Genomic DNA, 23,891 nt, shown 5'->3' on the forward strand with positions numbered 1-23,891 from the left:
GTGATTTTGCCGTAACAATTCTGTAACATAACGAGAAAGATCGCCCGCCTTAACTTCCAGAAAATAACTAAAAAGGCACTCTCGCCCTTCGGCTTCCACCGGTGGGCGGGAGTGCGCAGAATGTCAGGAGACGTTGTTTGACTAAAAATGGTGGAGGTGCCGGCTTTGTCAGCCCACGGCAGGGGTCATGAGGCGCTGAAGGATGACGGCCAGCTGGGCCCGGGTGGCGGCGCCGGCGGGCTCCAGGTTGCCCTCGTCGGTACCGGTGATGAATCCGGCGCCCACGGCGTGGGCCATGCCCTCCTTGGCCCAGGTGTGGACGCTGTCCACATCGTTATAGATGTCCAGGACGCCGTTGGCCAGCTCCTGACCGGCGTACTGGCTGTACCGGTAGAGGAAGACGGACAGCTGTTCCCGGGTGACGATGCTGCCGCCGCCGAAGGTGCCGTCACCCAGGCCGCTGGCCACGCCTGTCTCCTGGGCCCAGGCCACGGCGTCGGCGTAGTAGTACCAGTCCTCCACGTCGGGGAAGGTGCTGGGGGCGCTGGGGGCGGGGCTGCCGGAAAGCCGCCAGAGGACGGCCATCACCATGCCCCGGGTCACCTGCTCGTCGGGGGAGAAGGTGGCGGCGGTGGTGCCGTTCATGATGCCGGCGGCAGAGACCTCGTTCACCGCCTGGGCGTACCAGGCGTCGGAGGCCACATCGGTAAAAGCGGCGGCGGAGGCGGGCAGGGCGGTGCCGACGGCCAGACCCAGGGCCAGAAGCCACGCGCAGATCGTTCGTTTCATCCTTGGAGTCACCTGCTTTTCTCTGTCCCGCCGGTGAGAGGGGCGGGCATCGTATTTGAGCAGGGTACATTTTATCCTACTTTTGTTTCTAAACTGTGAACAAGGGCGAAAAAAAGAAAAAGGACCCCGGTCAGATGGCCAGGGCCCAGTTGAGGAGGAGGAGAAGGCCGAAGCCCGGGGCGCCCAGGAGGGCCATGACCAGGGCGTTGGCCAGGTTGACCCCCAGGGAGCAGCCCAGGAGGGCGCCCAGGGGGCTGAAGGCGGCCAGGGCGCCCAGGGAGACCAGGGTGCGCAGGCACAGGCCGCCCAGGCAGCGGATGGGCTCCCGCAGGAGGAGCAGGGCGCCCACCGCCGTGAGGCCCACCAGCAGCCAAGGCAGGGTGTCACCCAGCATGGCCATCCTCGGTCACCTGCCCTTCCAGGCCCTTGACCCGGCGCAGCAGGTAGGCGTACCGGGCCTGGAGGGAATTGATCTCAAAGACGTAGGACTCGATGAGGTCGGGGTCGTCGGTGCCGTTGAAGCCGGCGTAGGCCTGGTTGATGAGGACGCGGGTGCGGTCCAGGCCCTCCTTCAGGGCCCGGAGCTCCCCCTCCCGTACGCTCTCCCCTTTGCGGCGGAAAAAAAAGACTTTTTTGCGCTGGGCCTCCACCATGGCAGCGCCTCCTTTCCGGTCGTACCTGTTTTCAGTAGACTCTATGCCTATTCTGGACAAATATGACAGGCTCTATACCAGAAAATGGTGTGTATGTTCCGTATGGGCCGGGACATACTAGACTCGGACAGGCCGAAAGGCAGTCCGCTGGACCTGGACAAAGACCTCTCCTTTTAAGCCGGTGCCGGGTGACGTCACCCTCTGGCGAAAGGCGAAAGGACGGGGCGTTTCCTCCGACGAAGGGGGAGACGGACAGCGGAATTGGACTCTGTGGTCCCTGTCCCGCAAATCCGGGCCGGTCCGGGTCGGGGCAATGTCCCCGGCCAGACGGACCGGGCACGGTAAAAAGGCCCTCCGCCGGGTAATCCGGCGGAGGGCCTTCAGCATACATTTCTATATTTATGGTAGAGCCAACCTCAATAGGCGGGGGCGGAGGTGGGGATGCCGTGGAACTCCTCCCGGGGCAGGAGCCCCTTGAAGTCCCGGTCCAGCCAGGGGTCCAGGGCGGCGCCGGTCTCCACGGCCCGGAAGAGCCGGGCGATCTGATTGGCGGCCTCGGGGACGGTGTCGGCCAGGCGGCGGGTGAGGAAATCGTTGCTCTTGGCAAACCGGCTGTGGGAGTCGGCAGTGAGAAAGACCCCCCGGAGGGCCCGCAGGGCGGGCAGGGTGCCCACCAGACGGTTCACCGGGCGGCTGAGCTTGTGGCCGGAGAGCCGGGCGAAGAGGGCGGTGTCCCGGCACATGGAGCGGTAGCCCTCCTCCACCTGCTCGGGGGAGGATTTGACATAGGCCCGGGCGGCGGCGGCAAAGACGGCGGCCTCCGGCGGGGCGGGCAGGTAGGACTTGCCCAGGGAGACCAGCCCCGCCCGCTCCATGAGGAGCCGGTCGAACTCGGCCTCCATGGCCAGATGGGTCACGGGGCCGGCGGCGGCCTGCTGGTCCACCCACTTGTGGCAGGCGTGGTCCAGGGCCAGGTGGCACAGGAAGCCGGCGGCATAGCCGGAGGCCATGGGAAGCCCCTCCTCCAGAGCGCCCCGGAGCCGCTCAAAGGCGGGCATGGCGGATTTGGCGTGCATGGTCATGCCCTCCCGGCGGACGGCGTTGGGCCGCCCCACACGGTAGAAAAAGAGAGGGTCCGGGCCCAGACAGCCCAGGTCGAAGGCGGGCCGCTCCCGCTCCAGGCGCAGGCGCAGTTCCCGGGGCAGGCGGTCCAGACACTGGGCGCCGAAGGTCAGATGGGCAAAGTAGTTGGGCATGACCGCTCTCTCCTTTTTTATAAAACGGGTATCAAGTGGTATTCTACCACCATTTCCGTCCCGGGAAAAGTGGGAAATTTGCCAAAGAAAAAAAGCGCCCGGCGAAGGTCCGCCGGACGCCGGGGCTGCAGATCCGGCCGGTCTGGAGGCATTTTTACGGCCAGAGGGGCTCATAGGCGCTGGATGTCTTGTCCAGGAAGGAAAAGTCCGCCAGAGGCTGGAGGTACTCCACACCGTCCTTGACAAAGCCTACAGAGAGGGTGAAGGGGGTGCCGGCCTGCGACTGCTCCAGATTGATGGTGGCGGCATATACGCCGGTGTCCTGTGCAGACGAAACCCTGTCGGCCTGCGCCCGTTCTGCCCCCACTCCGAGCCCGCTGAGCAGGAAGAACACCTCCAGATCCTCCGCCGGATCATACCGGGCAATGGTTACCTGAAACTCAACGGCCCGTCCCGCTTTGTTGTCATTGATTACCCAAAAGTCCCAGCCCGCCACCAGCTCCGCGGGGTCCGGTTCCTGTGCCCTGCTCTGGAGAGCGGCCACCTGTTCCTCCAGGGCGGTCACCCGATCGGCCAGGGAGAGGGTGGTCCCCGCCAGCGCCAGCAGAGCCAGGACCAGCACCGCCGCCAGAACGGTCTTCGCCCTGGGACGGTGGGCGGGCAAAGGCTCTCCCGCCGGAGGTGGACCATCCACTTGCAGCAGCTCGTTCAGGCTGAGGCCGAACAACTTGGAGAGGGCGATGAGCTTGTCGGTGTCGGGCACGGCTCTGTCGGCCTCCCATTTGCTCACCGCCTGACGGGATACCCCCAGCCTGTCCCCCAACCCCTCCTGAGAGAGGCCCAGCCTGGTCCTGTGGGCCTGGATACGCTGTCCCAATGTCATAAAGCCACCCCCCTTTCTGCCTCTATCCTACCCGATTTCTCCTCGGATGGCAAGGCGCGGCCCCTTCCATTCCGTCAACCGGCGGTTGACAGAGGGGCTATGCGGGGCGAAAAGGCCCTTTTCATAAACAAAAAGCGCCCGGCGAAAATCGCCGAGCGCTCCAGGTGTCAAAAGCCGATATGCGCTGGACGATGGAGAAAGCCTCGCAGAGTTTCGCCGTCCGCAGACGGCGAAATCAAATGAAGGCTGTTTTTTCCGGCGACTCGGGCCGCCACCCGGGCAGCATAGCTGCCCGGGCCTACGCTAAAAATGTGCCACCGGCACATTTTCTTAACGCTGCGGCGTCGGGAAAAACTCTGCTCAACCTGCAAGCGTGCGAGCGCAGCGAGTGCGACGCAGCAGGCTGTAACTCTTTCGAGTACGCACTTGTGCGTGCGAGAGGCAATCAGCCGCCCAGGTAGGCCTTTTTCACGGCCTCGTCGGCCAGCAGCTCCTTGCCGGGGCCGGTGAGGGTGATGCGGCCGGTCTCCAGCACGTAGCCCCGGTCGGCCACGGAGAGGGCCATCTGGGCGTTCTGCTCCACCAGGAGGATGGTGGTGCCCGCCTTGTGGAGGCGCTGGATGATCTCAAAAATCTGCTCCACCAGGATGGGGGCCAGGCCCATGGAGGGCTCGTCCAGCATGAGGAGCTTGGGGTTGGACATGAGGGCGCGGCCCATGGCCAGCATCTGCTGCTCGCCGCCGGAGAGGGTGCCGGCCACCTGCCGCCGCCGCTCCTTGAGCCGGGGGAACTGCTCGTACACCCGCTCCATATTGGGGGCGATGGTGGAATTGGCCTGGGTGAAGGCGCCCATCTCCAGGTTCTCCTCCACCGTCATCTGCTGAAAGACCCGGCGCCCCTCGGGCACCTGGGCCAGGCCGTGGGCCACCAGCTTGGAGGCAGGGACGTTCTGGATGGCCTTGCCCAGAAACTCGATGGAGCCGGTGCGGGAGCGCAGCAGGCCGGAGATGGTCTGGAGGGTGGTGGATTTGCCGGCGCCGTTGGCGCCGATGAGGGTGACAATCTCCCCCTCGTCCACGTAGAAGGAGATGTCCTTGACGGCGTGGATGGCGCCGTAATAGACGTTGATGTTATCCACTTGGAGCATGCTCATGGCGTCACTCCCCCTTTCCCGAACCCAGGTAGGCCTTGATGACCTCGGGGTCGTTCTGGATCTCGTCGGGCGTGCCCTTGGCGATGATCTGGCCGAAGTTGAGCACGGCGATGCCCTCGCAGATGCCCATGACCAGGCTCATGTCGTGCTCGATAAGGAGGACGGCGATCTGGAAGGTGTCCCGGATCTTAACGATGTTCTCCATGAGCTCGGCGGTCTCGGAGGGGTTCATGCCGGCGGCGGGCTCGTCCAGCAGCAGCAGGCTGGGGTTGGTGGCCAGGGCCCGGACGATCTCCAGCCGGCGCTGGGCGCCGTAGGGCAGGCTGCCCGCCTTGGCGTTGGCCAGGTCCTGCATGTCGAAGATGGAGAGGAGCTCCAACGCCCGCTCATGGGCGATCTTCTCCTCCTTCCAGTAGTTGGGGAGACGCAAAAGGCCGCTGAAAAGGCCATAGCCGATGTGGTTGTGCAGGCCGATCTTCACGTTGTCCTCCACGCTCAGGTTGGAGAAGAGGCGGATGTTCTGGAAGGTGCGGGCGATGCCCATGCGGTTGACCTGCACGGTGGTCTTGCCGGCGGTGTCGTGGCCGTCCAGCAGAATGGTGCCCCGGGTGGGCTGATAGACCTTGGTGAGCAGGTTAAAGACGGTGGTCTTGCCGGCGCCGTTGGGGCCGATGAGGCCGGCGATCTCGGTGCGGCCGATGGCCATGTTGAAGTCGTTGACGGCGGTGAGGCCGCCGAAGTCGATACCCAGGTGGCGGGCCTCCAGGATGGGGGACTTGTCCACGTCACGCTCGGGGATCTTGTTGGTGCTGGGCACCGGCACCAGCTTGGTGGGCTCTTTCTGGAACTTACTCACGGCCCTGGCCTCCTTTCGCCTTGGCATCGGCCTTGGCCATGGCCCGCTCGCGGAGCCACTCCTGGAACCGGCCCTTCAGATCCCGGAAGAAGGGACTGTTGGTGGCCAGCATGACCAGGATGAGGACGATGGCGTAGATGAGCATGCGGTAGTCATAGAAGTCGCGCAGGAGCTCGGGCAGCACGTAGAGGAGGGCGGCGGCGATGATGGAGCCCCGGATGTTGCCCAGGCCGCCCAGCACCACAAAGACCAGAATGAGGATGGAGGTGTTGAAGTCGAACTTCTTGGCGGCCAGAGAGGAGTAGTTCATGGCGTAGAGGGCGCCGGCGGCGCCGGCCAGCACGGCGGAGGTGACGAAGGCGGTGAGCTTGTACTTAGTGGCGCCGATGCCCACGCTCTCGGCGGCAATGCGGTTGTCCCGCAGGGCCATGATGGCCCGGCCGGAGCGGCTGTTCACCAGGTTGAGGACCACGGTGAGGGCGATGAGCACCAGGATAAAGCCGGCGGTGAAGGTGGAGAGCTTCACGTTGGTGGTGACGCCCATGGGCCCCTTGAGGATGGCCTTTCCGCCCTCGGCCAGATTGAGGGCCATCTCATTCTGAGTGGAGAAGTGGAGGCCGTTTTCATCCACACCGATGTAGAGGATGTTGATGATGTTCTTGATGATCTCGCCGAAGGCCAGGGTGACGATGGCCAGGTAGTCGCCCCGGAGACGGAGGACGGGGACGCCCACGATGGTGCCGGCGATACCGGCCAGGATGGCGCCGATGACCATGGCCACCAGCAGCCGGACGGGGCCGGAGGGGATGGCGGACTGGAGGGAGAGGTTGGCCACCACGCCGGAGAAGGCGCCCACGCTCATGAAGCCGGCGTGGCCTAGGCTGAGCTCGCCGGAGATGCCCACCACCAGGTTGAGGGAGATGGCCATGGTGACGTAGGCGCAGATGGGCACCAGCTGGCCCTGGAGGGAGGGGGAGAGCATGCCGCCTGCGTTGAGGAGCTGGAGCACCACGAAGGCGATGATGACCATGGCATATGTAATGGTGTTGTTGACCAGCCGCTTGCGGCCGGGAGCGATCGTTTTCATAGGGACCACCTCACACTTTCTCCCGCACGACCTTGCCGAGAAGGCCGGTGGGCTTGACCAGCAGCACCACGATGAGCACGGCAAAGACCACCGCGTCGGAGATGTTGGTGTTGAAGGCCTTGGCGAAGATCTCGATGATGCCCAGCAGGATGCCGCCCAGCATGGCCCCGGGGATGGAGCCGATGCCGCCGAAGACGGCGGCGGTGAAGGCCTTGATGCCGGGGAGGGAGCCGGTGGTGGGCATGAGGGAGGGGTAGGTGGAGCACAGCAGCACGCCGGCGATGGCGGCCAGGGCGGAGCCGATGGCGAAGGTCATGGAGATGGTGCGGTCCACGTCGATGCCCATAAGCTGGGCGGCGGCCTTATCCTCGGAGCAGGCCCGCATGGCCTTGCCCATCTTGGTGCGGCCGGTGAACCAGGTGAGGGCCAGCATGATGACCACGCAGGCCAGCACGGTGACGATGGCCACGTGGGTGATGGTGAGCTGGCCGCCGAAGAGCTTCACCGAGCCGGTGCCCACCACGGAGGTAAACACCTTGGGGTCGGACTTCCACAGCAGCAGGGCGGAGTTCTGGAGGAAGTAGCTCACACCGATGGCGGTGATGAGGACGGCCAGGGAGGGGGCCTGCCGCAGGGGCTTGTAGGCCAGGCGCTCGATGACCATGCCCAGCACGGTGCACACCACCATGGCCAGCAGCACGCCCACCAGGGGGGGCAGGCCGAACTGGCCGGTGGCGAAGAAACAGACGTAGGCGCCCACCATGATAACGTCGCCGTGGGCGAAGTTGAGCATCTTGGCGATGCCGTAGACCATGGTGTAGCCCAGGGCGATGATGGCGTAGACGCTGCCCAGGCTGATGCCGTTGATGAGGTTATTGAGGATGCTCATATCGGGTCACCTCTTTCTTTCTCTCTCGGGGAATGGCTGTATGGCAGGCACATCCGCGGCCGGCGTGGGCTGCGGATGTGCCCGCCATACAGGCGGGTAGGGCCGTGAGGCCCGAAACGGGGAAAAAGGGCTGCCGGCGCAGGCCGGCAGCCCTTTCTTCAGGGCCGTTGGAAAGGTCCTTACTGGGTGACGTAGACGCCGCCCTCGACCTTGACCACGACGGGGGCCTTGGAGACCTCGCCGCTGGTGGACCAGGTCATGCCGGTGCCGGTCAGGCCGTCCACGCTGAAGTCGGCGGAGGTGAACTGGGCGATCAGGGCCTCGCAGATGTCCTGGGCGCTCATGTCGGCGGTGATGCCGGCGGCCTGGCAGGCCTCGTAGATGGCGTACATGCAGTCGTAGCCGTCAGCGGCGAACTGGTTGGGGATGCCGCCGTAGGCCTCCTGGTACTCGGTGACGAAGGTGACGGTGCGCTCATCCTCGCCCCAGGCGTTGAAGGGGGTCATGAGCATCAGGCCCTCGGCCAGGGAGGTGTCGAAGCCCTCCAGGTCCAGGATGCCGTCCATGCCGTCGCAGCCGAAGAAGACGGGCTCAAAGCTCAGGGTCTTGGCCTGGTTCAGGATGAGAGAGGTGGGGGTGTAGTAAATGGGCAGGAACACCAGATCGGCGCCGGCGTTCTGAGCCTGGGCCAGCTGCACGGTGAAATCGGCGTTGGTGTCGTCGGGGAAGGTGGTGACAGAGACGATCTCCAGGCCGATCTCGTCAGCGGTGGCCTGGAAGGCGTTGTAGATACCGGTGGAGTAGGCGTCGCCATTGTTATAGATGACGGCTACCTTGCTGCCCAGATTGTTGTCCTTGATGTAGTTGGCGGCGGTGATACCCTGGTTGGGGTCGGTGAAGCAAATCTGGAAGACGTTGTCCTTGCCGGCGGTGACATCAGTGGAGGAGGCGGAGGGGGTCAGCTGGAAGTAGCGGGCGGCGTTGGTCTCGGCGGCCACGGCCACGCAGGGGGTGGTGGTGGTGCAGCCGTAGATGATCTGAGCGCCGTCGCCGATGAGGGCGTTGTAGGCGTTGACGGCCTTCTCGGCGTCGCCCTCGTCGTCCTGGAAGTCCAGCTCGAACTGGAGGCCGCCCAGGGCGTTGATCTCGTTCACGGCCACCTCGGCGCCCTGCTTGGTGGCAAGGCCGTACACGGCGGCGGAGCCGGTCAGGGGGCCGATGCCGCCGATCTTGATGACGCCGGAAGCGGAGCCGGAGCCGGTCTCAGCGGGAGTGGTCTCGGCGGAGCCGGTCTCGGTGGGAGCGGGAGTGCTGCTGGTACCGCCGCCGCAGCCAGCCAGCAGGCTGAGGCCCAGCGCGCCAGCCAGAGCAAGAGACAAAGCGCGATTCATTTTCATTGTAAAAACCTCCTTTAGGTTGTTGACAATTATAAGCCTGCGCCCTGTAAATTGTCAACCGTCGTTTTGACCAACCGGGTGGGGGAAATATGTCCGAATTATGAACAAAAGACACAATGTCCGCCCTTAGAGGAATCCACCGTCCACCCCGATGACCTGTCCGGTGACAAAGGACGCCTCCGGGGAGGCCAGAAAGAGGAGGGTGTTGGCCACGTCCTGGGGGGTGCCCAGCCGGCCAAGGGGGGTCTCCCCTGCCAGATCCTCCAGGGCCTCGGGGCCCAGATGGGCGTTCATTTCGGTGTCGATGACCCCCGGGGCCACACAGTTCACGGTGATGCCGGAGGGGCCAAGCTCCTTGGCCAGAGCCTGCGTGAGACCGATGACGCCGGCCTTGGCGGCGGAATAGGCCGCCTCGCAGGAGGCCCCCGACCGGCCCCACATGGAGGAGACGGTGAGGATTCGCCCGGTTTTCCGGGAGACCATGTGGCGGTAGACCGCCCGGCAGCAGTAAAAGACGCCGTCCAGGTCGGCCCCCATCAGTGTCCGCCAATCCCGGTCGCTCATGTCGCACAGCAGACCGGTCCAGGCGCGGCCGGCGTTACATATCAGAATGTCAAGTTGACAAAAATTATCCAACACATTGTCAACCATTGCCCGGACCTGCTCCGGGTCGGAGACGTCGGCCCGGACGGCCATGGCGGTGTGCCCGGCGGCGGTGAGCTGGGCGGTGAGGGCCAGGGCCTCGGCCTCGGAGGTGTGGTAGTGGACAGCCACGGCGTAGCCGGCGGCGGCAAAGGCCCGGGCGGCGGCGGCGCCGATGCCCCGGCTGGCGCCGGTGATGAGGACGGTCTTTTGCTCCATATGGGGCTCCTTTCTTCCGGGCCCGGGCGGCGGCCCGGGTCACCGTCTGATATCGTAGTTCATGTTCATGAGGTTGAGGATGGCGTTGGCGTCGTCGGTGATGTTGGCGTCGCCGTGGATGGTGTGCTTGATGGCGCTGCTGGCCACGGCGAAGTTCACCATGTCCATGGGCCGGAAGTCGTGCATCATGGCGTAGATAAGGCCGCTGGCGAAGGCGTCTCCCCCGCCCACCCGGTCCAGGATGTTGAAGGTGAAGAGCTTGCTCTCAAAGGTGTGCCCCTCGTACCACAGGAAGGCCTTCAGGCTGTTCTCGCTGCCGGAGTAGGCGTAGCGCACGTGGCGGGCGATGCACTTGAGGTTGGGGTAGCGGCGGATGAAGGCCTGGAAGATCTCGTCCTGCTCCTCGTAGCTGGGCTGGAGGGGGACCCCGTCCTTCCAGTCTCCCCTGCTGTGGTCGGCCTCATCCTTCCAGAGGTGGTAGGGCTCGATGCCCAGGAGGACGTCCACATAGGGCAGGCACTGGGTGCAGAAGTCCCGGGCCTCCTCCCAGCTCCAGAGGGTGGAGCGGAAGTTGCCGTCGAAGCTGACGGTGAGGCCCAGCTCCCTGGCCACCTTGAGGCAGTCCATGGTGAGCTGGCGGCAGTTGGGGGCCAGAGCGGGGGTGATGCCGCTGAGGTGGAGCCAGTCGAAGCCCTCCAGCAGGGCGCGGAGGTCCACCTGGGAGAAGTCGTACTCGGTGATGGCGCTGTGCTTGCGGTCATAGGTGACCTTGCTGGGGCGGATGCCGTAGCCGGTTTCCAGGTAGTAGGTGCCCAGGCGGTGGGTGGGGGTCTCCTCCGGGGTGGAGAGGATGATGGGGGTGCAGTGGACGTCGTTGCTGCGGAGCATGCGGATGGCGCTCTTGCCCAGGCTGTTGTTGGGCACCACGCTGAAGAAGGTGGCGTCCACGCCCAGGTTGGCCAGGGCCAGGGCAATGTTGGCCTCGCTGCCGCCGTAGCTGGCCTCGAAGCTGGTGGCCATGCGGATCTTCTCATAGTCCGGCGGGGTGAGCCGGAGCATGATCTCGCCGATGGTGATGAATTTCTGGGGACTGATGCTGTCTTTGAGCAGGGGATTGAAATGTTCCATGGGAGCCTCCTTGGGTCACGGCGGTCAGCCGCCGCTGGTATGGTACATTGTACCGGTTGACTGGCAAAAATGCAACGGCCATCCGGGTTCTGACGGACACGGCGTCGGATGGCAGAGAAAAAGCGCGGCCCCGGCGACGGGTCGCCGGAGCCGCGCTTTGCGGTGTGGAGATCAGTTCTGCGCCATCTGGCAAAAGCGCATGAGGATGGTGGCCACCTGGGCCCGGGTGGCGGAGCCGCGGGGGACCAGGGTGTGGGCGCTGACGCCGGTGATGAGCCCCCGGTCCACCGCCCAGCCCATGGGTGCGGCGGCGTAGGCCGAGACCAGGCCGGCGTCGGTATAGCCGCTCAGGTCGGCCTGTCCGGCGGTGCTCTGTCCGGCGAAACCGGCGTAGCGGTACAGGATGGCGGCCATCTGCTCCCGGGTGATGGGGTCGCTGGGGCCGAAGCGGCCGTCGCCGTAGCCGGTGACGATGCCGTTGGCGCTGGCCCAGGCCACGCCGCTTGCGAACCAGTCGCCGCCGGATACGTCGGTGAAGGCGGCGGCGCCGGAGACGGCGGGGCTGCCCGCCAGGCGGTACAGGATGGTGACCAGCATGGCCCGGTTGGTGGTGAGGTCCGGGGAGAACTGGTTCAGGGCGGTGCCGCTCATGAGACCCTGCCGGTAGACGTAGGCCACCGCCTGGGCGTACCAGTCGCCGGACGCCACGTCGGTGAAGGGCAAGGGCCCCTCCCCTTCTGTCTGGCTCTTCGGGGTGAAGGCGGCGGAGACGGTGACCTTGGCGGCGGGCATGGTAAAGGTGTAGGTCCCGTCCTTCTGCTTGGAGAGGGAGAGGGACTTGCCGGCGGCGGTGACGGCGGTCACCTTCTGGAGCACATAGCCCTGGTCGGGTACGGCAGTGAGGGTGACGGTCCTGCCGCTGGCGGCCTGGGAGCGGCTGGCGGTGAGGGTGCCTCCTGTGGGCCGGTCCACCTGGATGGACCACAGGGCCTCCCCGTCGCTGCCGGAGCCGCCGCTGGTCTGGCTGCCGGAGCCGCCGCTGGTCTGGCCGCCGGAGCCGCTGCCGGTGCCGTCCGAAGCGCCGCCGCCGGAGTTACCGCTGTCGGAAGGGCCGGCGTCCAGTTCTCCGCTGTTGCTCCCCAGCAGCTTGCTGTTGGAAAAACCGGTCACGGAAAAGGAGGCGCCGGGGGTGGAGAGGGTGCCCAGGGTGAGGCTGCCATTGTCGGTGAGGGTGCCGGTGCGGAGGGTCACGTAGACCGTGACCCGGTCCCCCTCCTGCCGGTGTGTGGCGTGGACGCCGGGCAGGGCGGCCAGGGAGCCGTCCAGGGCAAAGTCATAGCTGGGGCTGGACTGGGAGAGGGTGAAGGTGACCTGGAGGCTCTGGCAGTCCTCAGGCACACCGGTGAAGCCCACCGCCTGGCTGGTGGCCTCCTGGCCGGAGGTCACCAGGGACAGTCCGCCGGAGACAGCCGACGCCCAGGGGGTGAGGGCTGCGGCCGCCATGGCCAGGGCCAGCAGGATGGAGAGGAAGGAAGTTCTGCGGGGCATGGTCATGCGTCCTCCTGACTGTTGTCGCTCTTGAGCTCGATGTAGGGCAGGGAGCCCGGGTCCTGGGCGGTGCCTTCCCCGCCGTCGGGGAAGGGCAGCCACAGGGTTCGGCTGGTGAGCCGCTTGCTGCTGGTGTCGCCGGGCACGTCGGTGCGGTAGAAGTTGATGCGGATCTCCAGGGGGTAGTTGTCGGTGACGCCGCTCTGGGCGTTGAGGGCCTTTTCGGCCTCCAGATCGGGCACGAAGAGGAGGAAGCCGTCGCTGGTGTCGCTGACCGCCCCGTCGGCGGGGATCTCGGCCAGGAGCAGGCCGTAGCCGTTCATGGGCCGGGTGACGGTGGTGACGCTGCCGGCCTCGGCGGTGGTGTTATAGACCGCCTCCACCTCCACGTAGTTGTAGCGGGGGTCGCCCCGGTAGGTGCCCAGAATGACCAGGGTGCCGGCCTCGATGACCTCGCCGTCGTTGTAGTGGTAGTCGCCGGACAGGATGCCCACGGCGGCGCCGTCGTAGAAGTCCACCCGGTCGCCGGGGTAATCCAGCAGCTCCACGTGGGCCTCCTCCGGGATGCCGGAAAGCTCCAGCACGGCGGCGTCGTAGGTCCAGATGCGGGTGTCGGAGGGATCTGCCCCCGGCTTGGTAAAGTAGGCCGTCACCGTGTCGCCGGACAGGGCGCCCTCCTTGACGTCAGTCCAGTCCTCCGCCTGGGCGTCGGCCTTCATCTTCACGGTATAATGGCCGCTGAGGTCGCCGCCGGTGACCTTGATGCCGGTGACGGGGACGGCGCCGCCCTTCATGGTGATGGTGACGGTCTCGCCGGACCGCTTCAGGTCGTAGAGGGCGGGATCGATGGTCTTGTCGTAGGCCACCCGGACCTCGTCGGCCTCCGCCTCGCTGCCCAGGTTGCCCAGCTGGTCCAGGGGCACCACGGAGTAGGTGTAGGTCAGGTTGTTGGCGGCGCCCAGGTCGTCCACGTAGACGTTCTCGGTGGTAAAGCCGATGGCGGCGCCGTTGCGGCGGATCTCGTAGCCCAGGATCTTGTCCCGGTCGGTGTGGGTGATGGTCAGGGTCACCTGGGAGCCCTCCACGGCGGCGGCGACGGCGGCCTCACCGCGGGCGGCGCTGCCGCTCTCCAGGCGGTAATTCCGGGCGGCGTCATTGAGGTACCAGATGGCCCGCTCCTCGGCGGGGTGGTCGTCCAGGATGGCCTTTACGGCGGGGCTGAGGGTCATGCCCCAGCGGGTAAAGAAAGCGGTGAGGTCCCGGTCGGCTACTTGAGCGGCAATGAGGGCAAAGCGCTCGTCGTAGCCGTAGCCGCTGTATGCGCCGGACTTCCACAGCCGGAAGAACTGGTTGTAGAAGGCCATGGGCTCCTCTGCCCCGTCGTAGGCCAGGTGGAGCTGCCAGTACATGCCCAGTTGGACAAAGACGTTGTTGGCGGTGCCGGGACGGCCCTGGGCCACCTTGTTAAAAATGTCCGCCCAGCGGCCGTCGGCGGTGAGCCGGGTGGAAAGGGTCATGGCCTCCCCGTCCCAGGCCTGGGCGGCCAGGGAATAGAGGTTGTTGGTACACTCGGCCTTGCCCAGCTTGTCCATGTTGTGGCCGATCTCGTGGGCGATGCCCCAGCCGAAGAGGCCGTTTTCCGCCGCTCCGGCGGTCTGGGCGGCGGGCTTGCCCTGGACCAGGGCGGCGGTAGAGCCGTACTCCACGCCGATGTGTTCCCCGGCGGCGTACATGAAGGCGCCGGCGAACATGCGCATGTAACGGATGTTCTGTCGGGTGGTCATGGGATAGCGGTAGGTCTCCAGGTCGGCGTCGGCGTCGATGATGCCCTGGACCTGGTTAACCACGAAGAGCTCCTCCTCCCAGGCCAGCACGTTCTGGTACATGGTCTCCACCATGGACTCCTCATCGCCGCCCACCCCCTTCAGTCCGGCGAGGACCTGGTCGGCGGGCAGGGACAGGAGGATGCTGGGGGTGGCGATCTCGGTGGCGTTGCGGACGTCGGTGGTGAGGGCGGCGCCGGTGAGGCCGGAGACGTAGGTCTCCAGGGCCTGGACATAGGCCCGGATGGCGTCCTTGCGGGCGCTCTCGCCCATGTCGTACCAGCCGGACAGCTCCAGCACCGGCATCTGCCAGACGTTGGCGGCGTTGCGGATCTGGATCTCAATGTCCTCGGGCCGGACCCCGGCGTAGGTCAGGTAGAGCACGCCGCCCCGGGTGTCCTTCAGGGAGCCGATCTCGGGCACAGTGATGTAGTTGCGGCCGTTTTTCAGCTCGATGGGGCTGCCCTTCCACACGCCGGACTCGCCGTAGAACTGGGTGGGCACCACATAGACGGGCTGATCGCCGGGCAGGTCGGCGTAGATGGCCACGGTGGCGCCCGCCCTGGCGGTGACGCCCAGGGGCTGGAGGGCGCTGGCGGTCTGACCGGCGGACTTGTCCCCGGCGGCGGAGGCCGAGCGGCTCTGGAAGTCGTTCTTCACCAGGGCCAGGGCGTTGTCCTTGCGCTCCAGCAGGGCCTGGGCCAGGTCCAGCTCGTCCTTCAGCCGGGTGCGGTCCAGGTAGAAGCTGCTCAGGACGCTCAGCCGCTCCCGCAGGGCGGTGATGTCGCCCTGCTCAACAGCGCCGTTGAGGGCGGTGAAGGAGCCGTTTGCGAAGAGGGCGGCGATGTCGTCGCTGAGGGTGTTGCTCTTATAGAAGGCGATCTCGGAGATGCTCACCCGGGCGCCGCCGCCCTCCACCTCGTTGAGGGCGATGGTGAGGCTGTGGACGCCCTTGAGTTCGGGGAAGGCCAGGGCCACGTAGCTACCGTCGATGAGACCGCTGGCCGGGAGGGCCTCGGCGGTGTAGAGCACCTCGCCCTCCTGGTCTCTGGCCGTCACGTTAAAGGTCTTGATGCACTTTTTGTGCTTGGCGTCCAGATAGGGTACCACCAGCACATAGTTCATGTCATAGGAGCCGTCAAAGGTGTAGGTGATGTTGCTGGAGGTCCAGTAGTCCCGGGCCACCCAGTAGGTGTTGGGGTCGCCGTCGGTGAGGTGGGTGGTGACGTCAAAGTTGGGGCACAGGCTCTTATTTACGTTGGAGGGGACCTCCATGACGATGGAGGTGACGGAGCCCTTGTCAATGCGCCCGTCGGCGGGCAGCTCCGGCATGTCGAAGGCCTCCTTTTTGGGGGTGCCCAGGGCCACGGCGGAGAGGGGCCCCACGCCCCGGAGGTTGCCCGCCTTCACCGCCACCTCGTACTCGGTGCCGTTGGTGAGACCGGTAATTACGGTGCCGGTGGAGGCGATGTCGCCGCCCCAGCGCCGGAAGTCGCTCTCCCCTTTTGCCCGGTAGAACACCTGGTAGTAGGTAGCGTCCTTGGTGGAGCCCCAGGTCAGGCGCAGGGCAGTGTCGGCGCCCTCCACCAGAAGGTTGGAGGGGGCGCCGGGGGCGTTGGCGGGGACGGGCACGGCGGAGATCACCGCCGAGGGGGTGCCGCTCCAGCCGTCGCTGACGGCGGTCACCTGGAAGTAGTAGGTCTTGTTGTTGGTGAGGCCGGAGAGGGTGGCCTTGTTGGTGCTCACCGACAGGCTCTGGCCCAGGCTGTTCCGGTCCTGGCCGTAGGAGACGGTGTAGCCGGTGACGTTCTTCACGCTGTCCCACACCAGCTTTACCTCCCCGTCGCCGGTGGCGGCGGACAGGCCCTTCACCTGGGTGTCGGCCTGGATGGCGTCGGAGACGCTGTCCTTGAGAAACTGGATCTGGGTCACGGCGGCAAACTCCGGGGTCCCGCCGGTCTGACCCTCCACCTTGGTGACGGTGATGGTGACCTTGGTCACGGCCACCTTCTTGCCCAGGTTGATGGAGATGACGCTCTGGCCGGCGGTGCGGCCGGTGGCGTGGACTCCGCTGGGGGCGGAGATGTTGAAGGGGACGGTCATGGTGCCGCCGCCCTCCAGCTCCACCAGCGCGGAGCCCGCCTGGATGGCTCCGTCGGAGACGGGGGTGGTGATGGTGATCTCGCTCATCTCGGTGGGTGTCTCCAGGGCGATGGGGAGAGAGAGCTCACTTTTGCCCTGGGCGGGGGCCAGAGTGACGGTGCTCCCGCCGGTGAAGAGGTCGTCGGCGGTGCCGCCGGTAAAGGTCACGGCCCCCTCCTCCACGGTGGTGCGCACGATGGCGGCGGTGGAGAGAATCTGGGGATCGCCCTCCAGGCCCACCATCTTATTGATATAGGAGAGGTCGGTGACATCCACCACTCCGTCGCCGTTAAGGTCGTAGGTGTCCAGGTCGCCGGTTTTTCCCAGCTGGGCGTCCATGGCGTCCCGGTCGGCGGTGGTGACGGCGCCGTCGCCGTCCACGTCGCCCAGGGCAAAGCTGCCGTTGCCGGTGCTCAGGAGCACGTGCTGGGAATAGTTCTCCAGTTCCACCGGGGTGGTGCAGGTGGTGTAGCCCCGGCCGGAGAGGGACAGGTTGTAGTCCCCGGTGGGCAGGCCGTCCAGGGTCACCTGATAGTAACCGATGCGGCGCTCGGTGGTGAGGGGGACGCCGTGGATGTTCTGTGCCTCCACCGAGACAGCCAGGCCGTCGGTGCCTTGGGAGGTGCCGTCGGCCAGGGAGACCGTGACGGCCTTGCCGCTGCCGGTCAGGGTCAGCCGGAGGTCCCGGGCGGACACCTCGTCGGCCTGCTGGGGCAGGTCAAAGCGGACGGTGAGGGCGATGGAGCCTGTGGCGGCATCCGACGCCGGCCCCACCCCGGCCGCGGCGGCGGGGTATCCTATCGTACAGAAAGAGCCAGTCAGGGCCAGGCTCAAAAGCCCGGAAACGGCTCTGCGAAGGCGGTTCGATCTGCTCATCTCTTTTCTTTCTCCTATCACGGTGTTGTCCCGGGCCGGTGAGACCCGGCCCTGGGCAGCCTCGTGATTATAGCGAATCCCCGCCCCAAAATACAACCAAAAAACGGTTACAAAATATTTTCATGAAATACGTAAGAATTATTTTTTGTGACTGTCTACTTCTGGTGAAAACCCTACAAATTTACTATGTTTCTTTTGCCGGGGGCGGAGATGCCTGGTCCACAGGCGCGGACCGAACATGAGGCCGGACCGGGCGTCATATAGTGGAACTGTGCAAGACACCCCGTTGGGGGGGAACCAATAAGGAGGCGTATGGAATGAAATTATACCTGATCCGGCGGCGGGTCTTTACGGTGGGGCTGTGTCTGCTGGCAGCGGCGGGCATGCTCTACGTGGTGAACCACCCGGCCATCGTGGGGGCGTCGGCCACCACCCGGCAGCTGCCCATCTACTGTGTGGCCCGGGACCAGAAGGTGGCCTCTCTCACCTTTGATGCCGCCTGGGGCAACGAGGACACCCAGCAGCTCATCGACATTCTGGGAAAGTACGACGTAAAGGCCACCTTTTTTGTGGTGGGCGAGTGGGTGGACAAATACCCCGAGTCGGTGAAGGCTCTCTCCGACGCGGGGCACGAGGTCATGGACCACTCCAACACCCACCCCCACATGTCCCAGCTCAGCCGGGAGGAGATTCAAGCCGACGTCGCCGCCTGTGCCGACAAGATCGAGACTGTCACCGGGGTCCGGCCCACCCTCTTCCGGCCGCCCTACGGCGAGTACGACGACAAGGTCATCACCGCCGTCCGGGCCCTGGGCATTGAGCCCATCCAGTGGGACGTGGATGGTTCCCAAACAGCTTCAAGCCATTCATCCATCTTGACCTGTGGGTTTTTGGATACCCTTCCAATGACGGCGCCGGAGCCTCCCTTTATGGCGGCATGGATCATAAAACGTCCTGCTGCGGACAATGTTTTGAGGGGGGGAGGACTATACGCACAGCATCATTTGCGCTCTGAGGCTCCGGGTGTATAATGAAGACAACACTGCATCCGGAGCGCCACCGTCATCTCCGCCACCCTTAGCAATGGCACGACTATTTCCAAGACCATCACTGTCACCGACGTCCTGGCCGATACGGTCATCAACCTGCCCCAGTTCCCCTGCACGGTGGAGCTTCGCAATTCCTCCGGCGACCGGCTCTACCAGGGCACCATTACCGAAGGCCGGTATGATCTCCGGGACGGACTGCGGTTCTATCTGAAGGGCACGGTGGACGAGATCACGCCCTCCGCCGCCTCCACCAACGCGCTGAGTTTCCAGATCACCGATGACGCCACCGGTGAGGTGGTGGACTACGGCGTGCCGGATATCTCCGGCCAGCTCGGGTCCTTTACCTACACCCCCTCCGGTTATAGCCCGGACGGCTACGGCCCGTTCAGCAAGGGTCGCAGCTATACCGTCACCTTCCAGTAACCGCCCCCGCAAAGGCCGGGGTCCCACCGGAAGTAACGCAGTCCATGCCGCCGCACTGCCGAAACGGCTTAGACATGCTGTAAAATAAGCGCATAAAAACGAGCGAGATTTGGAGCCTGAAAGAGGTTCCAAACCTCGCCGTTTACTTTATGCTTCATTTGTGCGTGCAAAGGGAAAGCGGGGCCGATGATCTCAGCCGGGACGTCTGAGGTCGGGAGCGCTTTGCCAAGGTCTCCGAAATGCCCATATTTGAAGGCCCCGGGGCCTTCTGCTTTTCGATAGAGACGTCGACGATCATGACCGGCCAGCTGCACTTCCGGGTCAGGGCCGGAGCAGCGGCAGGATACCGCCATCCCCAGGGTACTCGCTGAGACGCCTTCTCTATCCCGTCCACCCGACCTGGACTCCGGTTGTCAGATTTGTCAGCCCATCTGAAGCTCATATCCACGCGGCATTCCACATAGAATACTTCCAACGTACTCGTTCAAAGAGAAAGGGATGAATGACATGAGAATTGTGCATCGGCATCCGCAGCAAACCGATGATATCCAGCGATCTCAAGTCCTGGCCAGGCTTTACCTGACCTGTGTCTCGCTTCTAAAAAAGCGCTAGCGTATGTGGCCATGACCATAGCCGGCGTGCAGCAAAGCCGCTTATGCAGAAGAAAGGAGGTGTCCGACTTGGACGCAATCTATGCCCGGCAGTCTGTGGATAAGGCGGACAGCCTTTCCATTCAGGGCCAAATCGACCTGTGCCGGCAGCAGGCTGGCGATGACTGCAAAATCTATCAGGACAAGGGTTTCTCCGGCAAAAACACCAACCGCCCGTCCTTTCAGAAAATGATGGAGGATGTGGAGGGGGGACTGATCCGGAAAATCATTGTCTACCGCCTGGACCGCTTCTCCCGCTCCATTGCCGATTTCGGACGGCTGTGGGAGATCCTAAAGGCACATCAGGTGGAGTTTGTCTCCATGAACGAGACCTTCGATACCGCTACACCCATGGGCCGGGCCATGCTCAATATCATCATGGTCTTTGCCCAACTGGAGCGGGAGACCACAGCCGAGCGGGTACGGGACAACTATTATCAGCGGGCCAAACTGGGCTCCTGGCCGGGCGGTCCCCCACCCTATGGTTTTGCTATCGGGAAACTGCCGGGAACCGACGGGATGCTGGTCCCTACGCTGCTCCCCGATGACCATGCCCCAGTGGTGGAGCGTATCTTTCGGAGCTACGACCGTTCCGAGAGTACCCTGGGCAGTGTGGCCCGTGAACTGAACGCGGATGGTATCCCGGCTCCCAGACGGGTTACCTGGGACAACGTATCCCTGTCCCGCATCCTACACAGCCCCTTATATGTTATGGCGGACGAGGACATCTACCTTTATTATCAGGGAAAGGGGCTGAACTTTGCCAACCGTCTGGAAGAGTTTGACGGCCTGCATGCCGGTATGATCGTTGGGAAACGGGACCGGAGCGCCGGGAAGTATCAGGACCTCAGGGACCAGCATTTCTCCCTGGCCAATCACTACGGTCTCCTTCCCTCAGAGCTGTGGCTCCGGTGCCAGTATAAGCTGGACCGTAACCGGCAGCTGGGAGGGGCGGGCAGGGGCAAACACACCTGGCTGACGGGATTGTTGAAATGCGCCAAATGCGGGTACAGTGTCAAGGTAAACCGGGACAAAGACAAATACTACCTTGTGTGCAGCGGACGGTCCAATCTGGGGCTGTGTGATGCGTCTATCCGTGTGGATCTCCGGGCGCTGGAGCACTCTGTGGAACAGGAACTGGAGCAGCTGCTGGCCCAGTGCCCTGAGGTGGAGCGTGACACCGGGGAGGACCGGGAGACGGCACAGGCCCTGGCGGAGATTGACCGGAAGATCGAACACCTGATGTCGGCGCTGGCCGAGGGCAGCGAACTGACTATGTCTTACATAAACCGCACCATTGAAAAGCTGGAACAACAGCGCACCCGGCTGCTGGAAAAGGAGGACAGGCTGCATCGGTATCCAAAGCAGCTGCCGGGCCGCCTGAGATTCGGACCGCTGGACTTTGAGCAGAAAAAGCTGGTGGCGGCACAGTTCATCCGGGAGATCCAGATGTCCGGGGAGACGGCGGAAGTGATCTGGAATATATGAGAGCATGGCGTATGCCATGCCTCTGTATTCCGGGTCACTTTTTCCTTTCTATAGACAGTTGGTGAGTAGATTATTCCCTTTATGTGTCAAGGAGCGAAGTACTGGCGTTTCTCGCTGCACAAACGCTGGAGAGACGCCGTGGAATTGGAGCAGCCCTGTGGGAGCAATGCCCTTTTGAACAATTTCCCCCATGCTGGAACAATCTCTTTCCAGTACCGTTTTGAATAAGATGGAGATCCGGACGCGGTGTGTCGCTGAAGTACAGATTGGCTCAATAATGAGACGAATCACAAGAGAAAACTGGGAATATTTAATAAATTTCGGCAAATAAAAGGCGCTAAAAAGGGACACTTTGACCATATGGCTCATTTGCGAGTCTGATGCGGCTTGAATGTGGGCCGAAAATTTGATTTCCCATTTTAAGGAAAATAATAAAATTAAAATTGGTTAATATTTTGGAAAATATTTATAATAATTTGCCATTTTTAAAGCGAAAAAATTCAAGTCAAAAAATGGCACATGGGTTGCTTTATTTAGGGACAGGCATGCCTGGCTAAAAGATGAATTTGTATTGTGTAAGAAAGAGAAAGGTGGCATTTATGAATCAAAATGAAAAAGTGTCATGGGGGACAATCCTGAGCGTATCGTCTGTGGCATTTGGCATCCATGTAGGTGGAGGCTTTGCCACTGGTAACCAGACGGTGACCTATTTTGTCAAGTATGGCTGGTGGGCCGCCGTGCTTCCCTTCGTCGCAATGCTCATTTTAAATCTGGTCTTTCGTTCCGCACTGATCAACGCGCAGATCAATAAATCCGGCAACTACCGTGAGTGGGCTGATGGTGCTTTTGCACCCTTAAGCATGGTGTTCGGTACCATTTTTGAGATATGCTTTGTCATCATTACCTTGATCGCGGTGGCAACCTCCATTGCAGGAGCCGGATCTCTGCTAGAGACCTACGGGATTCCCTATAATGTCGGTATTTTGCTCACCAGTATTCTGTTCCTTGTCCTGACCATTTTTGGAAAGGAACTGGTGGCAAAGGCATCTTCCTTTATGACCATCTGCATCGTAATCTGCATGCTGATGCTCTGCTATGTGGGCCTGACCATGGATGGCGGTGATTTGAGCGGCGCAGTCAGTCCCTCCAACAACCCCATCGGATTCCTCCCCGCGGTGTGGAGCATGCTCCAATATGTGGGCTATCAGTCTTATACCGGCGCCACCATTTCGCCCTATGCCGCCACCCTGAAAAATAAGCATAACATCAACAAAATGGTAATTGTCAACTTTATCCTCAACAGTGCCATGCTGGGTCTGTCCACCTTCACTTTGATGGCGTGGTCTGGAAAAGTAATGGACAGCACCCTCCCCATTCTGGAGATCGCCACCATGAGCGGTGTCGGGATTCTGCGCTATGCTTACACTATCGTTTTGTTCATGGCGTTTGTCTCCACCGGTGTGGGTTGTACCTTTGGCTGTGTGACTCGATTTGAGGGCAAGGTGCTCAAGAATCTTGGCATGCTTCCCCGTCGTACCATTATCTCCTTTGTGGCCATTGCCCTGGCCATGGGTATGAGTACGTTCGGCCTGACCGCGCTGGTAATGCAGGGCTACGGCAAGCTTGGTATCGTTGGTATCGTCATTATGATTATTCCTTGCCTGACCTTTATTTGGGCGCGCAATGTGAAGGGTGTTCCCACCCGCAAGGAGGCAATGGAAGAGCCCGGGCAGAAAAACTGAACAAGCAAACAGCAGGGCCTGGTAACAGGCACTTTCCAAATTGATGATTCAAGGGAGGAAATATCAAATGATCATTCCACAAGATGTGCAAGACCTGCGGGACCTGGTTCGCCAGTTTGTAGATCATGAGATCATTCCGTATGTCGCCGAGTATGACCGCTCCGGCGAGATGCCTACAGAGCTTTATGACAAGTGTATCGAACTGGGGCTGAACGCCGCATATATGCCTGCGAAGTATGGTGGGCCCGAACTGAGCAAACTGGCTTTTGCCGTTTTGCAGGAGGAACTGGCCAGAGGTGACATTGGCATCTCTACCACCATGGGCGCTACCTGCCTGGCCTCCCTCCCTGTGATGCTGGGTGGTACTGAGGAGCAGAAGGATCTCTGGTGGAATATCGTTGCGGAGAAGCACTTCGCGGCGTTTTGCCTGACTGAGCCCAATGCTGGATCTGATGCCGCCGGTATGCGCACCACCGCGGAGCGTGACGGGGATGACTACATCATCAACGGTACAAAGTGCTTTATCTCTAACGGCGGCCTGGCAGGTGTATATTCCGTCCTGGCTACCGTGGACCGCTCCAAAGGGCATAAGGGCCTGACCGCCTTTATCGTGGAACGGGACCGCCCCGGCGTTTCCGTGGGTAAGGAAGAGGACAAGATGGGCATGCGCCTTTCCAACACCACAGAAGTTATTTTTGACAACGTGCGCATTCCTGCCTCCAACCGCATTGGCCCCGAGGGCGGCGGTTTCAAGGTTATCATGCAGACCCTGGACTATTCCCGCCCCGGCGTGGGCGCTCAGGGCGTGGGCATCGCCCAGCGGGCTTTGGAGGAGGCCGTGAAGTATGCCAAGCAGCGCAAACAGTTTGACCGGCCGATCGCCAGCTTCCAGGCGATTCAGTTCATGTTGGCCGACATGGCCATCGAGGTGGAGACGGCTCGTCAGATGGCCTATCATGTAGCCGACCTGATTGATCACGGAGCGACCGACTTTACCTATGAAGCCTGCATTGCCAAGACCCGGGGCGGTGATGCGGCCATGAAGGTAGCTGTGGATGCCGTGCAGGTGCTGGGCGGCTACGGCTATATGCGTGAGTACCCCGTGGAGAAGCTGATGAGAGATGCGAAGATCATCCAGATCTATGAAGGCACAAACCAGATTCAGCGGTCGGTGATTGCGGGGAAATTGCTGAAATAA

19 protein-coding genes are annotated in these 23,891 nt (G+C 62.9%); 5 read left to right on the forward strand and 14 right to left on the reverse strand.

Features of this window, described 5'->3' with window-relative positions:
- Window positions 1-168: 168 nt before the first annotated feature.
- The 14 genes from Q0K15_RS00670 to Q0K15_RS00735 form a co-directional block, all read right to left on the reverse strand.
- Window positions 169-789, reverse strand: coding sequence for an S-layer homology domain-containing protein (locus tag Q0K15_RS00670; RefSeq protein WP_294510536.1), 621 nt, complete (start codon window positions 787-789; stop codon window positions 169-171).
- A 130-nt stretch (window positions 790-919) separates the two neighbouring features.
- On the reverse strand, window positions 920-1,189 hold the full coding sequence (locus tag Q0K15_RS00675) for a pro-sigmaK processing inhibitor BofA family protein (RefSeq protein ID WP_294510539.1): 270 nt from the start codon (window positions 1,187-1,189) through the stop codon (window positions 920-922).
- Window positions 1,173-1,442, reverse strand: coding sequence for a DUF2508 family protein (locus tag Q0K15_RS00680; protein ID WP_294510543.1), 270 nt, complete (start codon window positions 1,440-1,442; stop codon window positions 1,173-1,175). The genes Q0K15_RS00675 and Q0K15_RS00680 overlap by 17 nt, the downstream gene beginning before the upstream one ends.
- A gap of 416 nt (window positions 1,443-1,858) precedes the next feature.
- On the reverse strand, window positions 1,859-2,698 hold the full coding sequence (locus Q0K15_RS00685; RefSeq protein WP_294510546.1) for a zinc dependent phospholipase C family protein: 840 nt from the start codon (window positions 2,696-2,698) through the stop codon (window positions 1,859-1,861).
- 154 nt (window positions 2,699-2,852) lie between these two features.
- Window positions 2,853-3,581 (reverse strand): helix-turn-helix transcriptional regulator, encoded by a 729-nt coding sequence (locus Q0K15_RS00690; protein ID WP_294510549.1) that lies wholly within the window; start codon window positions 3,579-3,581, stop codon window positions 2,853-2,855.
- A 445-nt stretch (window positions 3,582-4,026) separates the two neighbouring features.
- A complete protein-coding gene (locus Q0K15_RS00695; RefSeq protein ID WP_294510672.1) occupies window positions 4,027-4,728 on the reverse strand; it encodes an ABC transporter ATP-binding protein in 702 nt (233 codons plus the stop codon).
- 10 nt (window positions 4,729-4,738) lie between these two features.
- Window positions 4,739-5,590 carry an ABC transporter ATP-binding protein gene (locus Q0K15_RS00700; protein WP_294510553.1) on the reverse strand — a complete coding sequence of 284 codons (852 nt, stop codon included), beginning with the start codon at window positions 5,588-5,590 and terminating at the stop codon, window positions 4,739-4,741.
- Window positions 5,583-6,677 carry a branched-chain amino acid ABC transporter permease gene (locus Q0K15_RS00705; RefSeq protein WP_294510556.1) on the reverse strand — a complete coding sequence of 365 codons (1,095 nt, stop codon included), beginning with the start codon at window positions 6,675-6,677 and terminating at the stop codon, window positions 5,583-5,585. The genes Q0K15_RS00700 and Q0K15_RS00705 overlap by 8 nt, the downstream gene beginning before the upstream one ends.
- Before the next feature lie 10 nt (window positions 6,678-6,687).
- Entirely contained in the window at window positions 6,688-7,566 is an 879-nt protein-coding gene (locus tag Q0K15_RS00710; RefSeq protein WP_294510559.1) for a branched-chain amino acid ABC transporter permease, read from the reverse strand.
- A gap of 179 nt (window positions 7,567-7,745) precedes the next feature.
- Window positions 7,746-8,963 carry an ABC transporter substrate-binding protein gene (locus Q0K15_RS00715; protein WP_365932821.1) on the reverse strand — a complete coding sequence of 406 codons (1,218 nt, stop codon included), beginning with the start codon at window positions 8,961-8,963 and terminating at the stop codon, window positions 7,746-7,748.
- A gap of 126 nt (window positions 8,964-9,089) precedes the next feature.
- Entirely contained in the window at window positions 9,090-9,824 is a 735-nt protein-coding gene (gene fabG, locus Q0K15_RS00720; protein ID WP_294510562.1) for a 3-oxoacyl-ACP reductase FabG, read from the reverse strand.
- A 39-nt stretch (window positions 9,825-9,863) separates the two neighbouring features.
- Window positions 9,864-10,952 (reverse strand): sugar kinase, encoded by a 1,089-nt coding sequence (locus Q0K15_RS00725; RefSeq protein ID WP_294510565.1) that lies wholly within the window; start codon window positions 10,950-10,952, stop codon window positions 9,864-9,866.
- A gap of 171 nt (window positions 10,953-11,123) precedes the next feature.
- Window positions 11,124-12,500 (reverse strand): S-layer homology domain-containing protein, encoded by a 1,377-nt coding sequence (locus Q0K15_RS00730; RefSeq protein ID WP_294510568.1) that lies wholly within the window; start codon window positions 12,498-12,500, stop codon window positions 11,124-11,126.
- Window positions 12,501-12,502: 2 nt separating this feature from the next.
- On the reverse strand, window positions 12,503-17,341 hold the full coding sequence (locus Q0K15_RS00735) for a M60 family metallopeptidase (RefSeq protein ID WP_294510571.1): 4,839 nt from the start codon (window positions 17,339-17,341) through the stop codon (window positions 12,503-12,505).
- Between the two features lie 317 nt (window positions 17,342-17,658).
- On the opposite strand from Q0K15_RS00735, the gene Q0K15_RS00740 reads away from it, so the two are divergent.
- The 5 genes from Q0K15_RS00740 to Q0K15_RS00760 all read left to right on the forward strand — a co-directional run bounded on the left by Q0K15_RS00740 (window position 17,659) and on the right by Q0K15_RS00760 (window position 23,891).
- The gene (locus tag Q0K15_RS00740) at window positions 17,659-18,372 is read left to right on the forward strand and encodes a polysaccharide deacetylase family protein (protein WP_294510573.1); all 714 of its coding nucleotides are present in this window, start codon (window positions 17,659-17,661) and stop codon (window positions 18,370-18,372) included.
- 135 nt (window positions 18,373-18,507) lie between these two features.
- Window positions 18,508-18,813, forward strand: coding sequence for a hypothetical protein (locus tag Q0K15_RS00745; RefSeq protein ID WP_294510576.1), 306 nt, complete (start codon window positions 18,508-18,510; stop codon window positions 18,811-18,813).
- 680 nt (window positions 18,814-19,493) lie between these two features.
- On the forward strand, window positions 19,494-20,951 hold the full coding sequence (locus Q0K15_RS00750; protein WP_294510579.1) for a recombinase family protein: 1,458 nt from the start codon (window positions 19,494-19,496) through the stop codon (window positions 20,949-20,951).
- A gap of 599 nt (window positions 20,952-21,550) precedes the next feature.
- The gene (locus Q0K15_RS00755; protein ID WP_294510583.1) at window positions 21,551-22,693 is read left to right on the forward strand and encodes a hypothetical protein; all 1,143 of its coding nucleotides are present in this window, start codon (window positions 21,551-21,553) and stop codon (window positions 22,691-22,693) included.
- Between the two features lie 67 nt (window positions 22,694-22,760).
- Window positions 22,761-23,891 (forward strand): acyl-CoA dehydrogenase family protein, encoded by a 1,131-nt coding sequence (locus Q0K15_RS00760; RefSeq protein WP_294510586.1) that lies wholly within the window; start codon window positions 22,761-22,763, stop codon window positions 23,889-23,891.

Origin of the sequence: uncultured Intestinimonas sp. (assembly GCF_944387245.1) — a bacterium.
Classification (GTDB): Bacteria; Bacillota; Clostridia; order Oscillospirales; family Oscillospiraceae; genus Intestinimonas.

Excerpts from the sequence above, each read along its gene's own strand:
- Q0K15_RS00685 (WP_294510546.1), bottom strand. The coding sequence starts at position 2,698 with ATGCCCAACTACTTTGCCCATCTGACCTTCGGCGCCCAGTGTCTGGAC.
- Q0K15_RS00760 (WP_294510586.1), top strand. The coding sequence starts at position 22,761 with ATGATCATTCCACAAGATGTGCAAGACCTGCGGGACCTGGTTCGCCAG.
- Q0K15_RS00740 (WP_294510573.1), top strand. The coding sequence starts at position 17,659 with ATGAAATTATACCTGATCCGGCGGCGGGTCTTTACGGTGGGGCTGTGT.
- Q0K15_RS00675 (WP_294510539.1), bottom strand. The coding sequence starts at position 1,189 with ATGGCCATGCTGGGTGACACCCTGCCTTGGCTGCTGGTGGGCCTCACG.
- Q0K15_RS00670 (WP_294510536.1), bottom strand. The coding sequence starts at position 789 with ATGAAACGAACGATCTGCGCGTGGCTTCTGGCCCTGGGTCTGGCCGTC.
- Q0K15_RS00705 (WP_294510556.1), bottom strand. The coding sequence starts at position 6,677 with ATGAAAACGATCGCTCCCGGCCGCAAGCGGCTGGTCAACAACACCATT.
- Q0K15_RS00755 (WP_294510583.1), top strand. The coding sequence starts at position 21,551 with ATGAATCAAAATGAAAAAGTGTCATGGGGGACAATCCTGAGCGTATCG.
- Q0K15_RS00680 (WP_294510543.1), bottom strand. The coding sequence starts at position 1,442 with ATGGTGGAGGCCCAGCGCAAAAAAGTCTTTTTTTTCCGCCGCAAAGGG.
- Q0K15_RS00735 (WP_294510571.1), bottom strand. The coding sequence starts at position 17,341 with ATGAGCAGATCGAACCGCCTTCGCAGAGCCGTTTCCGGGCTTTTGAGC.
- fabG (WP_294510562.1), bottom strand. The coding sequence starts at position 9,824 with ATGGAGCAAAAGACCGTCCTCATCACCGGCGCCAGCCGGGGCATCGGC.
- Q0K15_RS00710 (WP_294510559.1), bottom strand. The coding sequence starts at position 7,566 with ATGAGCATCCTCAATAACCTCATCAACGGCATCAGCCTGGGCAGCGTC.
- Q0K15_RS00690 (WP_294510549.1), bottom strand. The coding sequence starts at position 3,581 with ATGACATTGGGACAGCGTATCCAGGCCCACAGGACCAGGCTGGGCCTC.
- Q0K15_RS00725 (WP_294510565.1), bottom strand. The coding sequence starts at position 10,952 with ATGGAACATTTCAATCCCCTGCTCAAAGACAGCATCAGTCCCCAGAAA.
- Q0K15_RS00715 (WP_365932821.1), bottom strand. The coding sequence starts at position 8,963 with ATGAAAATGAATCGCGCTTTGTCTCTTGCTCTGGCTGGCGCGCTGGGC.
- Q0K15_RS00730 (WP_294510568.1), bottom strand. The coding sequence starts at position 12,500 with ATGCCCCGCAGAACTTCCTTCCTCTCCATCCTGCTGGCCCTGGCCATG.
- Q0K15_RS00695 (WP_294510672.1), bottom strand. The coding sequence starts at position 4,728 with ATGCTCCAAGTGGATAACATCAACGTCTATTACGGCGCCATCCACGCC.